Genomic DNA, 14,143 nt, shown 5'->3' with positions numbered 1-14,143 from the left:
TCCTTATTTTTACAACCAATAAGTAATTCTATGACGTGTTCTTGCTAAAATAAACACTGAAACTATAGCAAAACATACCGCACTTATACCTGCGATACTCCACTCTTGTAGTGTAGGAGTAATTCCTAGTAAAGGTTTTCTAACTAAATCTAAAAAGGTCGCAAAAATATTCCAATGAATAAAAGCTTGTCTCTCTGGTGAAAGTTGTTCCATCCGCCAAATAATCGGAGTAACAAAAAATAATAGAGACATAATACTGGATAATACCTGAGCCATATCACGGTAACGTCCACAAAAAATAGAAACTAATAGTGTAATAAAAAAAATATTAATTAAAACTAATAAAAATGCAGGAAAGAATAAGAATACTTCAGAAGTAATTGGCCTCCATAAAATAAACATAATTATTGGAAACAGCATTATATTATGAGCAAAAACAATAAACTGCCGATAAACGATACGAAAAACAAAAATTGGCGCTGGAATATAGGCTTGTTTCATATAATGTGCTGATTCAGAAAAAGTATACGCAGACTCATTAATAGAAGAAGAAATAAGAGCCCAAAAAATAAGACCTAATGCTAAATGAGGTATAAAATCCGAGGGATCAAAATTAAATAATGCTCCGTATAAAGGTCCCATAGCACTAACAGTAATCGCCATACTAATAGTTATCCATATAGGTCCCAAAGTCGAACGGCGATAACGCCCCAAAATATCGTACCAAGCTAAAGTTCGCCATAAGTAATGTTGTCTTATAGAATCTTTTAGATCAGTTAACGCCTTAAAAATAGTCATTCCTTCCCTCCTCTAAAATATAAATTGAGATAATTTTATAGTTGTTACTTAATCCTGATAAAGCTCCAAATGTTTACCCTATAGTCCAACACGCTGCTGAATTGTATCAGCAAATGTACCTATACTCACAGCGAAATAATTAGATTTATTCCAGTGCAATAAGGTGCGGAAGTTGTTGGTGACAAGGAATGCGCGGCCAAGCTCCTTATCTGGTCTTACCAGCCATAAATCTTGTGAGCCGGAAAGTGCGGTCAGTTTTTGTTGCGTTTGTGGCGTTTGATATTTTAGGGTGACGCCCATGTTTTGCCAGTCATGGAAAGAACGCTTTTTATTGTCCTCTGTGCCGGCAAGCGCCATATCCAGCGGTTGGGTGAGTGCCACTTCCACGCCCCATGGCAGATTTTCGTTCCAGCCGACGGTATGTAAATAATTGGCGATGGAGGCAAATACGTCGTAATGATCGGTCCAGATATTTTTCTCGCCGTCATTGTTGCCGTCTGTGGCATAGCTTAAGTATGAACTTGGCATAAATTGAGTTTGTCCCATAGCGCCCGCCCAAGAGCCGAGCATTTTATGGCGTTGAATGTGATCGCGCTGCAGCATTTTCATGGCGGCGATAAATTCTTTGCTAAATAACGCCTCACGACGCCCGTCAAAAGCAAGGGTTGCCAAGGTAGACAACACATCATAGTTGCCTTGGTAATAGCCAAAGCTACTTTCCATACCCCATAACGCCAGCAGATAATTTTTCGGCACGCCGAATTTCTTCGAGGCGTTTTCAAGTTGCGGCAACTGTTCCCAATAGCGCGCTTCAGCAGTGTCCACTTTATTTTCCGTCAGCACGCGATTTAAGTAATTCGTCGTGCCGTTCGGGTTAATCACCGGCGGTGCATTGGGATCACGTTTACGGATTCGGCCCGCTTGTTGGTCGTCCAAATCGACGGATTTTTGAATGTAATTAATATTGTTTTGCGCATTCAGCACCTCGGCAGAAACGCCTTCTGCCGCCGCCTTGCCTTTCAGGAAATTGACATAATCGTTGAAGTTATCCAAGGTGCGCGGCTTGCTATACACCGCATTTGCATTCACCGGCGTAACCGAATTTGTCGGCTCGGCAGGTTGCTTGATTGAATTGGAATCGGAGGAACAGCCCGCAAGAAAAAGTGCGGTAGAAATTCCGGATATTTTTAAAATGCTGCTTAATTTCATCATATTATTTTCGTAAAAAAGTTTGATAAATGTTTTTCAATAATGACGTCGGTAACAATCTAGCGCCGGAGCGCAAAGCGAAGGTGAATAAACCGGATAAAAAGCCTTGAATGCCTAAACGGTATTTTAATTTGAATAAACGCCATTCCGCCTTGGCTTGGTTAACACCGCGACGTCGCCCCACCATGCCGTTGCCGACGCGGGCATAGACCAGAATATCAGGCAGATTCGCAACCTTCTGCCCCTGTGCCACGAGTTTGATCCACAAATAGTAATCTTCTTGCAAATCCTCATATCCGCCGCAATTGATAACCGCACTTTTTTGGTACGCCACCGTCATGTGATTAAACGGGCAGCGTTTTTGCGTGAATTTAACAATGTCTTGCGCAGATGTCGGCACATTGCGGTATGCCACAATGTCGTCAATATTTTCACCGAATTCGGCAATTTGCCCGCCGAATACGATGGTTTCGGGATTTTCCTCAATAAACGCCACCTGTTTGGCAAAACGTTCCGGCACGCAAATGTCGTCCGTATCCATGCGCAAAACCCAGTCATGCGAACAATGTTTTAAACCTTCGTTTAAGGCTTTTCCCAAGCCTAAATTGTTCGGCAATTTCACCAAATTAAACGGTAATTTCGGCGCAAATTCGGCGACCACCGCTTCCAATTTAGGCGTTATCGCACCGTCAAACACCAGCACGATTTCATCAGCGGGACGAGTTTGCGCCACTAGGCTTTCTAAGCACTCTCTTAGATATTGCGGATTTTCCTTAACGTATAAGGACATTAAAACTGAAAATTTCATTATTAACTACTCTATTATTTTCTTTTGTAGGGTCGGGTCCTGTGCCCGACCGAACATCATCGAATAAATCGGTCGGGCACAGGACCCGACCCTACAATTTTTTTACATAAACCGCTTCAAGTTAATCGCCAATTTCGGGGAAATCAGCACCACTAAAGCAATGAGCAATTGCTTCAGGCTTTTAGTTTGCTTGAAAATATCAAAATAATACTTCGCCGCACTGCGGGATAAATTCATGATATGCGGATACGCCAAAATGTAGCTGGCGTTAATATTGAAATTACGCGCCTGCTCTGCGGTCTTCACATAACATTCCCGAATGTAATCAATGGCTTTTTGCGTGTTTGTGGTGTCCGTTGACACGCTTTCCCGTTTAGTGTGAAAGGTGCAATAAGTCAGCGGCTCATTCACTTTGCAAGGCGTGAACGTCGGCTCTTGCAGCAATTTCAGCAAGAAATCATAGTCTTCCAAAGAACGAAGTGCGGTGGATAATCCGCCTATTTTTAAGAACAGATCTTTCTTCACGCCAATCATCGGCATACCGCCGATTTTATTCGCCAATAAAATGCTTTCAATGCTGATTTGCTGCGGTTCAATGGGACGGGTGACATAAGTGAAGCCTTCATTCACCATTTCGCATTTTGCCGGATGATAAATAAAGTTAACCTCGGCGTGCTCGGCAATAAGATCCGCTAATTTTTCACATTTATCCTTCGCAAAACGATCGTCGTCGTCTAAAAATAACAGCCAATCATGTTGTGCATGGCGAGCACCGATATTACGGCTTTCCGCCGCGCCCTGATTGGTTTCGTTGCGAATCACCCGCACCGGAAACGGATAAGCCTGATCCACCGTGACAGGCTCCTTTGAGCAATCGTCCACAATAACCACTTCAAAATTGTGAACGGTTTGTTGACGCAAACTTTCCAGCAAGGCCGGAATTTCGTCTTTTCGATTATAAGAAGGAACGATGATACTGAACATTATTTCGCCTCCTTTGGTTTAAATAATACAAGTTGTTTGCCGTGCGAACCGAATAACGATAAGAACATCAACATCACGAACATGATGCCCGGGAAGGCGAAAGTGTCGGCTTTGACGTTACAAGCGGCGAGAATGACAAAGGCGGAAAGAATGAATTTCCAACTGCCGTCGAACCAATTTATCGCGACTTTGCGCACAAAATAAAACGTCACTAAAAAACAGACCAAGGCATAAGCCGCACCACCGTATAAAATCTGACGCAAGAAGCCGGAATCCGTGTGACCGTAATAGCGCCCCACTTCCGTTTGCCCGGTCATGTATAAGCCGTCGCCTGAAATAAATTGTTTTAACGTCGGCATGAATAAATGCTTTTCCACTAAAGTATCGGTGGACGAACTCACAAATCCCGCACCGTGTAGGAAATTAATCACCGGCTCAAGGGCGTGCGCCACATATTTGTTCTCCGGCAAGAAATAGGCTAATGCCAGCACCGACACAACAAACGAAATTAACGCCGGAATGTACCGCACTTTAAAATACAACAGAATACTCACTGCCGATAGCACCAAAAAGGTTCTGCCCGAAAGCAAACCGATGCACAGCATAAAGAAGATAATCAGACTCGGAATGCGGTTATGTTTCGCGTTATAGGCAAGCAGAAAATGGAACAGCATCAAATAGAATAAACTCAATTGGAAAAATGCCGCCGAGGTGACGTTATACAGGCGATATTCCTGTTCCGAGCCGTAAAAGCGCGCAGGCAATAATGCATTGGTGGCAAGCAGGAAATCAATCATAAAAGACACACCAAGCAGTGCCAGCAGACCCAACACAAATTGCATCATCACACCAATTTGCAGATCCCGCACCATTTTTTGCTGCCCGTTGCCGTCAGCGTAAAAAACGTTATACATACCGACACCCAACATAAATAACACCAAGCCTTTCACATACATCATAATGACGGAAAGATCCCGTGTGCCGTTAATCAGCAAGGGAATCACGCTGAACAGAATCAAGCCGCCCAACACTGCAAGGCTGTCTAAAGGCACAATCACGCCGTTGGGTTGTTGTTTTTTCATTACCCGATAAGCCAACACCGCCAAGGCGACAAGCCCTACGATAAAAGACATCCGCAGAAAATGGAAGAACCAGGGATCGTAAAGGTAAAACAGGTTAAAAAGTGCGGTCATTTTTTTCGTTATTTTCCTAAGTTCTTTTTCACGGCCAGTAGTTTCTTCAACGGGTATTTCAATAGTTTTTTCAGCAAGTTATTGGATTTTGAACCGCGCACGGCTTCCAAATTACTGACCAGCTGCGGATTTTCAATCGCCATTAACGGGCGCACCACGTTGTTATTCAGCTTAAATTGCGTTTCAAATAACAGAAAATCGTCGGCAAGCCAAAACGGTTTTTCCTGCGCCAAAATTCGAAGAAACGTTCGCGCTGCGGATTTTTTGATGAGATACGCCACCGTTCCCGCAAAATAACTTTTGTAAGGATAAGCATAGGTGACCTCCCCCATTTTGTGACGTAGGAAAGCAAACGTAGTCGGGTAATTGATTTCCAGTTCCGCATCATCGAATTCGGCGATTTTAGATTGCCCGATAAGCACAATATCCGCCGTGCAATGCTGCGCCAGAAGTGCGGTCAAATTTTTCGGTAAATTTTTGTTGAATAGGGCGTCGTCTTCGCATACCAGAGCATAGTCGCTTTCCGCCGTGTTTTCATCAGCAACGATTTGGCGATAAACCTCAAGGTGGCTCAGGGTGCAGCCGATCTCTCCCTTGGTGACTTTGCGTCCGTAATGCCGTTCAAACTTGCTCGGGTTAAATACCTCAGCAAGGTCGTCCCAGTCTTTTTGCATGGTGTTAATCGCAGAGAAAACCACGAAATCCGCCGTGTCTGGTTGGGAGAAAAACAGCTCGCGGCGCCGAATGTCTTTATCTAGTGAAATCAAATACTTATTCATAACCATCTCAATTAACGTCTATTGTATGTTTGATTATGCGAAGCCTAAATAGTTGCATAAAAGATTGCTGATTATACTAAAGAAAACTATAATCCCCCACCTATTTTACGGAAAAAAGCCAAGATTGATTTTCATCATGTCCAACAAAACCATTGCCAAAAATACCCTGTTTCTCTACATCCGAATGCTTTTCAATATGGGCGCAATGCTCTACATTTCGCGTGTTGTGTTACGCGTGCTCGGCGTGGAGGATTTCGGGATTTACAACATCGTCATGGGGGTGGTGATTTTGTTTTCATTCTTCAACGGTACCATGACCGCCACCACCCAGCGTTTTATCAACGTGGAAAAAGCCGCCAATGATCCGACAAGAGTAAATAAGGTGTTTAACATCAGCATCTTAAATCATTTATTCATCATGCTGGTGGTGGTGATTCTGGCTGAAACCGTGGGCTTGTGGTTTTTGAATCATAAATTGAACATTCCCGCGCCACGCATGAACGCCGCCAATATTGTGTATCAAGTGGCACTGCTGATTGCGTTGGTGGAAATCATTAAAGTACCGTTTAACGCCATGATTGTGGCACATGAGCGAATGTCTTTTTATGCTTGGTTGGGTTTGGCGGAAACCGGGTTAAAACTGACCGCCATTTTTATTCTGAGTCACATTGAAAACTACGATAAATTGATTGCTTATAGCTTGTTGTTGCTGGGCGTGAGTTTATTGGTGTTCACCCTGTATTTTCGTTTCACCCGCAAAGCCTTCCATGCCGAAACCCGCTTCAATTTTGAGAAGGATTTAAGTAAAACCAAAGAAATGATGAGTTTTTCCGGTTGGATGTTAGTGGGGCAAGTGGCTTATGTCGGCTCCACGCAAGGCTTGAACATGGTCACTAACCTGTTCTTCGGCGTGACCGCCAATGCGGCGGTGGGCATTGCCACACAGGTGGACACGGCGGTGTATAGCTTCGTGAATAATTTTCAGGTGGCGTTTAACCCCCAGCTGGTGCAGTCTTATGCGGCAAAAGATTATGACCGCAATAAAAAATTGATTTTGGGCACATCAAAATACTCTTTCTATTTAATCGCCATTTTATCCGCGCCCGTGCTGTATTTCAGCCACACCCTGCTCACCCTTTGGTTGGGCGATCATGTGCCGCAATATTCCGAAAAACTGGTGCAAGCCACCATCGTTTGCTCTTTAATTAGCGCCATGGCGGGTTCCTTCTGGATGACCGCACTGGCAATCGGCTCGCAAACCATTAAACAATACAACATCATTTTAGCCATCATTGACCTTTGCACCGTACCGCTTGCTTATTATTTATTCACTCTCGGCTACAATCCTGTGTTCGCTTTCATCGGTAAATTCTGCACAATGACAATAATGCAGGCTTACCGTCTGTATTTTATTAACAAAAAAATTAAATTTAATCGAAAAGAATTTGTCTCATATTTACTGAATATCGGCATCGTTTTTGCCTTTTTACTGGGTTTAATTTATTTATCGGATACCCAACGCTCCTACTCCCTCGTGGAATTCGTTGGTGAAGCCGTTCTTATTGAAGTCATTCTGTTTACCCTTATTCTGTTCATCGGATTAAACAAAGCAGAAAAAAGCTTCTTATTTAGCTATTTATTGAAAAGAGTGAGAAAATGAATCAACAACTTATTGATTTAAAACATAAGCTGGATCCCATTGCGGATTTAATTAAAGATAAAAACGACGTCTTTTATCTGGATTATCCGCTACATTTAAACGTGGGTGATTTATTGATTTATCACGGAACTGAGCAGTTTTTCATCGATCACAACATTAATGTGACGTTAAAACGCAGTGAATACGATACGGATATCGAAGAAATCAAACAAAAAATCACGCCGAATACCACCATTTTATTGCATGGTGGCGGCAATTTCGGTGATCTTTACCCGCAACACCAAAACCTGCGCGAAGCCGTTGTCCGAACCTTCCCGAACAATCGTGTAATTGTGTTGCCGCAAACGCTTTTCTATAAAAGCCAAGAAACGCTGGAAAAATCCACCGCACTTTTCCGTCAACACCAAGATTGCCACTTGCTGGCACGCGACGAAAGAACCGCAAAAGCTTTCGAACAGTTTTCGCCGAACGTGTATTTATCGCCCGACATGGCGCACGAACTCTATGGTACGTTGCCGACCAAAAACACGAACACCGGAAAAGCCCTTTATTTCCTGCGTAAAGACATTGAAGCCAGCGATATTGAAAAAAACATCGCCGCCCAATTATCCGCCGGTAGCCACATTAAAGACTGGGATGATATTTTATCTAAACGCGATGGCATCGTACTGGCAATCAGCTGGCGTTTAGCTAAATTCGCTCATAAACATCATCTCGGTTGGCTTAAGAATTTTGTTCAGTATTTTTGGAAAAATTATACCTTGTGCATTGTAAAACGCGTGGCACAAGATTTTCTCAATTACGATAACATCACCACCACCCGCCTGCACGGGCATATTTTCTCCTGTCTGTTGGAAATTCCGAATGTTGTCTGTGATAATTCCTACGGTAAAAATACGGGATATGCCGATTTATGGACGAAAGGGCTGGATTTCGTGGAATTTTATAAATAACCAAACGGATAAATTCTATCCGTTTGATTAATGGAAAAGAATATGTTTGAACTCAAAAAACTCCTCACCGCAATGCTTCTGCCGCCATTTAACGTATTGATTTTATGGTTGCTTTCGCTGTTTTTTTCATTAATAAAATGCAAAGCTGTTGGGCGTTTATGCGCCTTTTTAGGGATTTTAATTCTTTACGTAGTGAGTATTCCTTATACGGCACAAACCCTCAAAGACAGTCTGGTAACGGAAGACCGGTTGACCTTAGCGGATTACAAACAAGCACAAGCTATCGTATTGCTCGGTGGCGGCGTACGTGACAGCAAGGAATTGTATGCCCCGCTCGCCTCCTCCGCCACACAACTAGAACGGTTACGTTATGCGGCATATTTGCAAAAAGAAACTCAGTTGCCGCTATTAATCAGCGGTGTCAGCCCGACCGGCGCGTCCGAAGCCAAAATTTCCGCACAGGAATTACAAGATTTCTTTAATGTGCCGATCAAATGGCTGGAGGAAAAATCCTTAACAACGAAAGAAAACGCTTTATATACCCGCCAACTGCTGGAAAAAGAAGGCATTACTAAAATTATCCTAGTGACGAACGAATGGCATATGCAACGGGCAAAACTGTTGTTCGAAGGTCAAGGGTTTCAAGTCTTGCCTGCAAGCGTAGGAGAAGGCATTACACCGGAGACTTATCAATTAAACATGATGCACTTTGTTCCGCAGGCCGGTGCTATGGCAAAAAATATGCAATTACTGAAAGAATGGATGGGTTATTTGAAAGAGAAGTAACGCCTCTTTGTTCAATTAAAAACGTTACTTTTTTTGACCGCACTTTTCCTTCAAACAACACAATGCGCCGATAACAAGGCGCATTTTTTATGGTTTGAATTTTCCATTTGCGATCATCATCGCAAAAATGACGACATTCTATTCACCTATGACATGCCACTATTTATCTTCCTTTTTATTTTAAGGAAGCCGGCATGCGTCATTTTAAATTATTCTTCTCCCTCCTCTTTTTCAGCCTTTTTTGTTACGCAGGAAAACCCGATTTAATGCTGTTAGAAAGCTATAGCAATCAAAATGTGACAGGATGGGTAATGAGTGAAAAATTAGACGGCGTACGCGGCTATTGGGATGGCAAACAATTGTTTACCCGTGGCGGTGTACAACTGAATCCGCCGGCTTATTTTTTAGAAAAATTTCCACCTTTTGCGATCGACGGCGAGCTATTTAGCCAACGCGATCAATTTGCTGAAATTTCCTCCATTGTTCGTTCTTATGAAGATAAAGGCTGGGATAAATTGAAATTACACGTCTTTGATGTACCCAATGCCAAAGGCGATTTATTTTCCCGTCTGGCAACGTTAAAAGCCTATTTGGCGCAACATCCTAACCAATACATTGAAATTATCGAGCAAATTCCCATTGAGAGTCCTCAACATATTCAGCAATTCTTACAACAAGTAGAACGGCTAAAGGGCGAAGGCGTTGTGATTCGTAATCCGAAAGCCCCCTATGAAAGAAAACGCAGTTCGCAAATACTCAAATTAAAGACCGCACTTGACGAAGAATGCATCGTCATTGCCCACCATGCGGGAAAAGGGCAATTTGAAAATGTAATGGGTTCGTTAACCTGTGAGAATCATCGGGGACGGTTTAAAATCGGTTCCGGTTTCAAGCTGGATGAGCGCCTAAATCCACCGCCTGTGGGATCAAGTATTACCTATAAATATCGCGGCTTAACCAACACGGGCAAACCACGATTTGCCACTTATTGGCGAATTGGCACTCAAGAAAAAAACGCGCCCTAAAACAACCGCACTTTATTGCTATTCGTTTAAATTTCAATGTGATAGAATGCACGCGATTTTATCACCAGAATAAAGGAACTCAAATTATGAAAAAATCAGCTGTTGCTTTAGGCATCATTGCCGTCTTAGGCGGTACTTGGGTCGGTGCCACATGGTATTCCGGCAAAACAACCGAACAACAATTCCAAGCACAAATTAATAAGATCAATGAAAATTTAGATCAATTCTTTAACGCGCCAAATGTCACCTCCGACGGTACGATAAAAATCGACCATGTCCAAATCCAACGCGGTATTTTCAGCTCCAACATCAGTTATGACTTGGTAATCACGTCAACACATGATAACGACAGCACAATCATTCCTTTTAACGGAAAACTTTATCATGGTCCGTTGCCCCTCAATCAACTTCAACATTTCAATGTTAAACCGGTCATGTTTTCTGCAGAAACCGAAATTACCAAAAACGAAAACACCAAAGACTGGTTTGGTAAAAATGATAAAACCCCTTTACGCTCGGATTTTTCCGTTGGTTATGACCGACAAGTCACCGGAAAACTGGATTCCGACGTTGATGCTCAAATTGATGGTGGTGATGTGAAATGGAAATTCACCTCAGATTACCGTGTCGATAAGAATGGCTTCGGTCAGTTTGAATCCACTTTACCTTATTTCAAACTAGCACCGCCAAGTGATGAAAATATGGAAACAGAAGGTGAGCTGAAATCACTGGTGATGGAATTCAAAGATGGGAAAAGCTTGCTGAAATGGAATCTTGCCTCCACCGAATTCGATAAAGTGATTATCGGTAAATATGAAACGAAGTTTGGTAATGTTCATGTCAACGGGAAAAAGGGAAATAACGACTTCACCTTAGACATCAAAGACGTAAGTAGTATTCTTAATGGTGATGTTAAGGATAACTTTGTTGATTATGGTCTTACCTATAAATTTGGTGGGATTCACCTGACTTCCGGCGGACAAAACTACAAACTCATTAACGATGCTGCTTTTAACCTTCAATTTAATCATTTAGCGATTAAACCGTTAAATACACTGTTTACCGAACTGGCTAAAACAACACAAAAAACCAATGAGCAACCTGGTACTTCACCTGAAGCCATAGCGGCAACGAAAGAACTGCTATCCGAAAATCAGCCCCAAGTTAAAATTGACCCGATTTCCCTTTCTAACCAGGGAGGAAAACTGGCTGCGGACTTAGATATACAACTTGCAATAGGAGATTTTGAAAGCAAAATTCAATCCGGAAAAGTGCTTGATGCCTTTAGTCAATTTGCGGTGAACCTGCATTTAGATAAAGCGGCGATTATGGATTTACTTTCTCAATATCACCAACTGGAATCCAAATTAAGCGAAGAAGAGGCTGAAAAATCGGCAAAAGAAGCGCTCGACGGATTGTTGCTGATGGTCAAAATGAATCCATTATTGGTTGAAAATGACAAGAGCGTCACGCTCAATGCCAAACTGGAAAACAACAAAATCAACCTCAACGGTAATATGCTGTCTTGGGAAGAATTTGTTGTATTGGCCATGGCGTCAAGTTTGACCCCACCGGAAATGCAGGAAGAAGACGAAGAGCCGGAAGAAATGGAAGACGCTGAAGCGCCGGAAGCAATGGAAGAGCCTGAAATGCCGGAAGTAAAATAATCAGCATGAACAAAAAGTGCAGTCAAAAAACACTTAAATTTTTGACCGCACTTTTTTATTTCATCTGTGGCAAGCAAAAACTATATTTTCTCCAACTTCGCCAAATGGGCGATTAACCATTTAATCCCCTGATTTTGGAACGCAATTTGCAATCGTAGATTATTGTCCGCCCCTTCTACATTAATCACGGTGCCAACCCCGAATTTTTCGTGTTTGACTTTTTGCCCCATTTTCCATGCGCTTTCATTGATAACAGGAGAAACGCTACCGACTTTTGCTTGATTTAGCGCCCGGGTAACAGTGCCGCGTAAACGGATTTCCTGTAAACATTGTTGCGGCAATTCGGTAATAAAGCGGGAAGGCAAATGGCGTTCTTCTTTGCCGTATAAACGACGACTTTCCGCATACGAAATGGTCAGTTTTTGTTTGGCGCGGGTAATGCCCACATAAGCTAAACGGCGCTCTTCTTCCAAACGCCCCGCTTCTTCAATGGAGCGAAAACTTGGGAACAAGCCTTCTTCCACGCCAATCATAAATACGCGGGGAAATTCCAAACCTTTCGCCGAATGTAACGTCATCATTTCTACGCAAGCTTGATGAGGCGCGGCTTGTTCTTCACCGGCTTCCAAGGAAGCGTGCGTCAAAAACGCGGTGAGATCCGTCATGTCTTCCGCATCTTCCGGCTTGATAAACTCCCGAGCTGCTGAAACAAGCTCTTCTAGGTTTTCAATGCGCACTTCGCCTTTTTCACCCTTTTCCTGTTTATACATTTCGTATAAACCGGAATGCTTAATGACAAAATCCGTTTGCGCAAACAACGGCATTTCTTCCGTGTCCCGTTGTAGAGAATTAATCAATTCCATAAAGCGCAGTAGAGCTGTGGCGGCGCGACCGGCAAGTTTATTTTCCTGAAGCGCCAAATTGGTGGCTTGCCATAAGGTAATTTGATGTTCCCGCGTGAGATTACGCAAGGTATCCAAGGTGCGATCGCCAATGCCTCGTGGCGGCGTATTAATGACACGCTCAAAGGCGGCATCATCTTGGCGATTGGCAATTAAACGCAAATACGCCAGCGCATCTTTAATTTCTTGCCGCTCGAAGAAACGCATACCGCCATAAATGCGATACGGAATGTTTGATCGAATCAATGCTTCCTCAATGACCCGTGATTGACTGTTGCTGCGATATAAAATGGCGCAATCATTGAGTTTGCCGCCGTCTTCTATCCAAGTTTTAATTTGCGAAGCAACAAACAACGCTTCATCCAACTCGTTAAAGGCAGCATAAATGCCCACCGGCTCTCCTTGATTGCCTTCCGACCAAAGATTTTTGCCCAAACGATTACTGTTATTGGCGATTAATTCATTGGCGGCCTGCAAAATGTTCATGGTGGAACGGTAATTTTGTTCCAAACGAATGGTCTGCGCATTGGCAAACTCTTTCAAAAATAATTGAATATTTTCGATTTTCGCCCCGCGCCAGCCATAAATAGATTGGTCGTCATCGCCTACAATCATTACCTTGCCTGTTTTGCCTGCCAGCAAGCGAATCCATTCATATTGAATTTTATTGGTATCTTGGAATTCATCCACCAGAATATGCTGAAAACGTTGTTGATAGCGTTGCAAAATCAGCGGCTTATGTAAAAACAGTTCATAACAGCGTAATAAAATCTCGGCAAAGTCCACCAATCCGGCACGATCACAGGCATCTTGATAAATCTGATAAATCCGAATCCATTCCCGCTCCTGACGATCGTTATGATCCTCAATTTGATTCGGTCGTAGCCCTTCGTCTTTTTTATTGTTGATGTACCAGCTGGCTTGCTTTGGCGGGAAACTTTTTTCATCGAAATTATGCAGTTTCATGAGGCGTTTGAGTAAACGCAGTTGATCTTCCGAATCCAAAATCTGGAAATCCTGCGGCAAATCCGCATCCAGATGATGCGCGCGCAATAAGCGATGGGCAATGCTGTGAAAGGTGCCGACCCACATACCAAACAAGCGTTGATTACCGTCGGATAACACGGATTCAATACGATGGCGCATTTCTGCGGCGGCTTTGTTGGTAAAGGTCACCGCCATAATGCTCCCCTCGGAAATGCCTTCAACGCCAATCAACCACGCGATGCGATGCGTCAGCACACGGGTTTTTCCGCTGCCCGCCCCCGCCAACACCAAATAATTCCCCAAAGGTGCACTTACCGCTTCCCGTTGTTTATCATTCAACCCGTCTAATAATTCTGCAAAATCCATGATTTTTCACTCATAAATACTGTTTT

The 14,143-nt window shown here is 43.1% G+C and carries 12 protein-coding genes; 5 read left to right on the top strand and 7 right to left on the bottom strand.

Features of this window, described 5'->3' with window-relative positions; translation table 11 throughout:
• Positions 1 to 9 precede the first annotated feature (9 nt).
• The 6 genes from DK430_RS08925 to DK430_RS08900 all read right to left on the bottom strand — a co-directional run bounded on the left by DK430_RS08925 (position 10) and on the right by DK430_RS08900 (position 5,771).
• Entirely contained in the window at positions 10 to 798 is a 789-nt protein-coding gene (locus DK430_RS08925) for an ABC transporter permease (RefSeq protein WP_109078717.1), read from the bottom strand.
• A 78-nt stretch (positions 799 to 876) separates the two neighbouring features.
• Entirely contained in the window at positions 877 to 2,010 is a 1,134-nt protein-coding gene (locus DK430_RS08920; protein WP_109078716.1) for a lytic murein transglycosylase, read from the bottom strand.
• Between the two features lies 1 nt (position 2,011).
• Entirely contained in the window at positions 2,012 to 2,815 is an 804-nt protein-coding gene (locus tag DK430_RS08915; protein WP_162616829.1) for a glycosyltransferase family 2 protein, read from the bottom strand.
• A 102-nt stretch (positions 2,816 to 2,917) separates the two neighbouring features.
• Positions 2,918 to 3,799 (bottom strand): glycosyltransferase family 2 protein, encoded by an 882-nt coding sequence (locus DK430_RS08910; protein WP_109078715.1) that lies wholly within the window; start codon positions 3,797 to 3,799, stop codon positions 2,918 to 2,920.
• Complete coding sequence (locus DK430_RS08905) at positions 3,799 to 4,992, bottom strand: hypothetical protein (RefSeq protein WP_109078714.1); 1,194 nt, start codon at positions 4,990 to 4,992, stop codon at positions 3,799 to 3,801. The genes DK430_RS08910 and DK430_RS08905 overlap by 1 nt, the downstream gene beginning before the upstream one ends.
• Positions 4,993 to 5,000: 8 nt before the next feature.
• Complete coding sequence (locus tag DK430_RS08900) at positions 5,001 to 5,771, bottom strand: glycosyltransferase family 25 protein (protein ID WP_204352536.1); 771 nt, start codon at positions 5,769 to 5,771, stop codon at positions 5,001 to 5,003.
• A gap of 136 nt (positions 5,772 to 5,907) precedes the next feature.
• Between DK430_RS08900 and DK430_RS08895 the strand changes: the two genes are divergently transcribed.
• From DK430_RS08895 to DK430_RS08875, 5 genes are all read left to right on the top strand, one after another.
• Complete coding sequence (locus DK430_RS08895) at positions 5,908 to 7,431, top strand: MATE family efflux transporter (protein WP_109078712.1); 1,524 nt, start codon at positions 5,908 to 5,910, stop codon at positions 7,429 to 7,431.
• A complete protein-coding gene (locus tag DK430_RS08890; RefSeq protein WP_109078711.1) occupies positions 7,428 to 8,384 on the top strand; it encodes a polysaccharide pyruvyl transferase family protein in 957 nt (318 codons plus the stop codon). The genes DK430_RS08895 and DK430_RS08890 overlap by 4 nt, the downstream gene beginning before the upstream one ends.
• Before the next feature lie 42 nt (positions 8,385 to 8,426).
• The gene (locus DK430_RS08885) at positions 8,427 to 9,170 is read left to right on the top strand and encodes a YdcF family protein (RefSeq protein WP_109078710.1); all 744 of its coding nucleotides are present in this window, start codon (positions 8,427 to 8,429) and stop codon (positions 9,168 to 9,170) included.
• A 194-nt stretch (positions 9,171 to 9,364) separates the two neighbouring features.
• On the top strand, positions 9,365 to 10,195 hold the full coding sequence (locus tag DK430_RS08880) for a DNA ligase (RefSeq protein ID WP_109078709.1): 831 nt from the start codon (positions 9,365 to 9,367) through the stop codon (positions 10,193 to 10,195).
• Between the two features lie 86 nt (positions 10,196 to 10,281).
• A complete protein-coding gene (locus DK430_RS08875; RefSeq protein ID WP_109078708.1) occupies positions 10,282 to 11,862 on the top strand; it encodes a YdgA family protein in 1,581 nt (526 codons plus the stop codon).
• 80 nt (positions 11,863 to 11,942) lie between these two features.
• On the opposite strand, the gene uvrD is transcribed toward DK430_RS08875, so the two are convergent.
• The gene (gene uvrD / locus DK430_RS08870; protein WP_109078707.1) at positions 11,943 to 14,117 is read right to left on the bottom strand and encodes a DNA helicase II; all 2,175 of its coding nucleotides are present in this window, start codon (positions 14,115 to 14,117) and stop codon (positions 11,943 to 11,945) included.
• Positions 14,118 to 14,143 lie beyond the last annotated feature (26 nt).

The organism is Aggregatibacter kilianii (assembly GCF_003129965.1).
Taxonomy (GTDB): Bacteria; Pseudomonadota; Gammaproteobacteria; order Enterobacterales; family Pasteurellaceae; genus Aggregatibacter; species Aggregatibacter kilianii_A.
Note: the sequence above shows the minus strand (reverse complement) of the source record. Positions and strands in the feature narration are given on the sequence as shown.

Bases quoted from the DNA above. Each gene is read 5' to 3' on its own strand.
- DK430_RS08925 (WP_109078717.1), bottom strand. From the start codon at position 798: ATGACTATTTTTAAGGCGTTAACTGATCTAAAAGATTCTATAAGACAA.
- DK430_RS08920 (WP_109078716.1), bottom strand. From the start codon at position 2,010: ATGATGAAATTAAGCAGCATTTTAAAAATATCCGGAATTTCTACCGCA.
- DK430_RS08915 (WP_162616829.1), bottom strand. From the start codon at position 2,815: ATGAAATTTTCAGTTTTAATGTCCTTATACGTTAAGGAAAATCCGCAA.
- DK430_RS08910 (WP_109078715.1), bottom strand. From the start codon at position 3,799: ATGTTCAGTATCATCGTTCCTTCTTATAATCGAAAAGACGAAATTCCG.
- DK430_RS08905 (WP_109078714.1), bottom strand. From the start codon at position 4,992: ATGACCGCACTTTTTAACCTGTTTTACCTTTACGATCCCTGGTTCTTC.
- DK430_RS08900 (WP_204352536.1), bottom strand. From the start codon at position 5,771: ATGAATAAGTATTTGATTTCACTAGATAAAGACATTCGGCGCCGCGAG.
- DK430_RS08895 (WP_109078712.1), top strand. From the start codon at position 5,908: ATGTCCAACAAAACCATTGCCAAAAATACCCTGTTTCTCTACATCCGA.
- DK430_RS08890 (WP_109078711.1), top strand. From the start codon at position 7,428: ATGAATCAACAACTTATTGATTTAAAACATAAGCTGGATCCCATTGCG.
- DK430_RS08885 (WP_109078710.1), top strand. From the start codon at position 8,427: ATGTTTGAACTCAAAAAACTCCTCACCGCAATGCTTCTGCCGCCATTT.
- DK430_RS08880 (WP_109078709.1), top strand. From the start codon at position 9,365: ATGCGTCATTTTAAATTATTCTTCTCCCTCCTCTTTTTCAGCCTTTTT.
- DK430_RS08875 (WP_109078708.1), top strand. From the start codon at position 10,282: ATGAAAAAATCAGCTGTTGCTTTAGGCATCATTGCCGTCTTAGGCGGT.
- uvrD (WP_109078707.1), bottom strand. From the start codon at position 14,117: ATGGATTTTGCAGAATTATTAGACGGGTTGAATGATAAACAACGGGAA.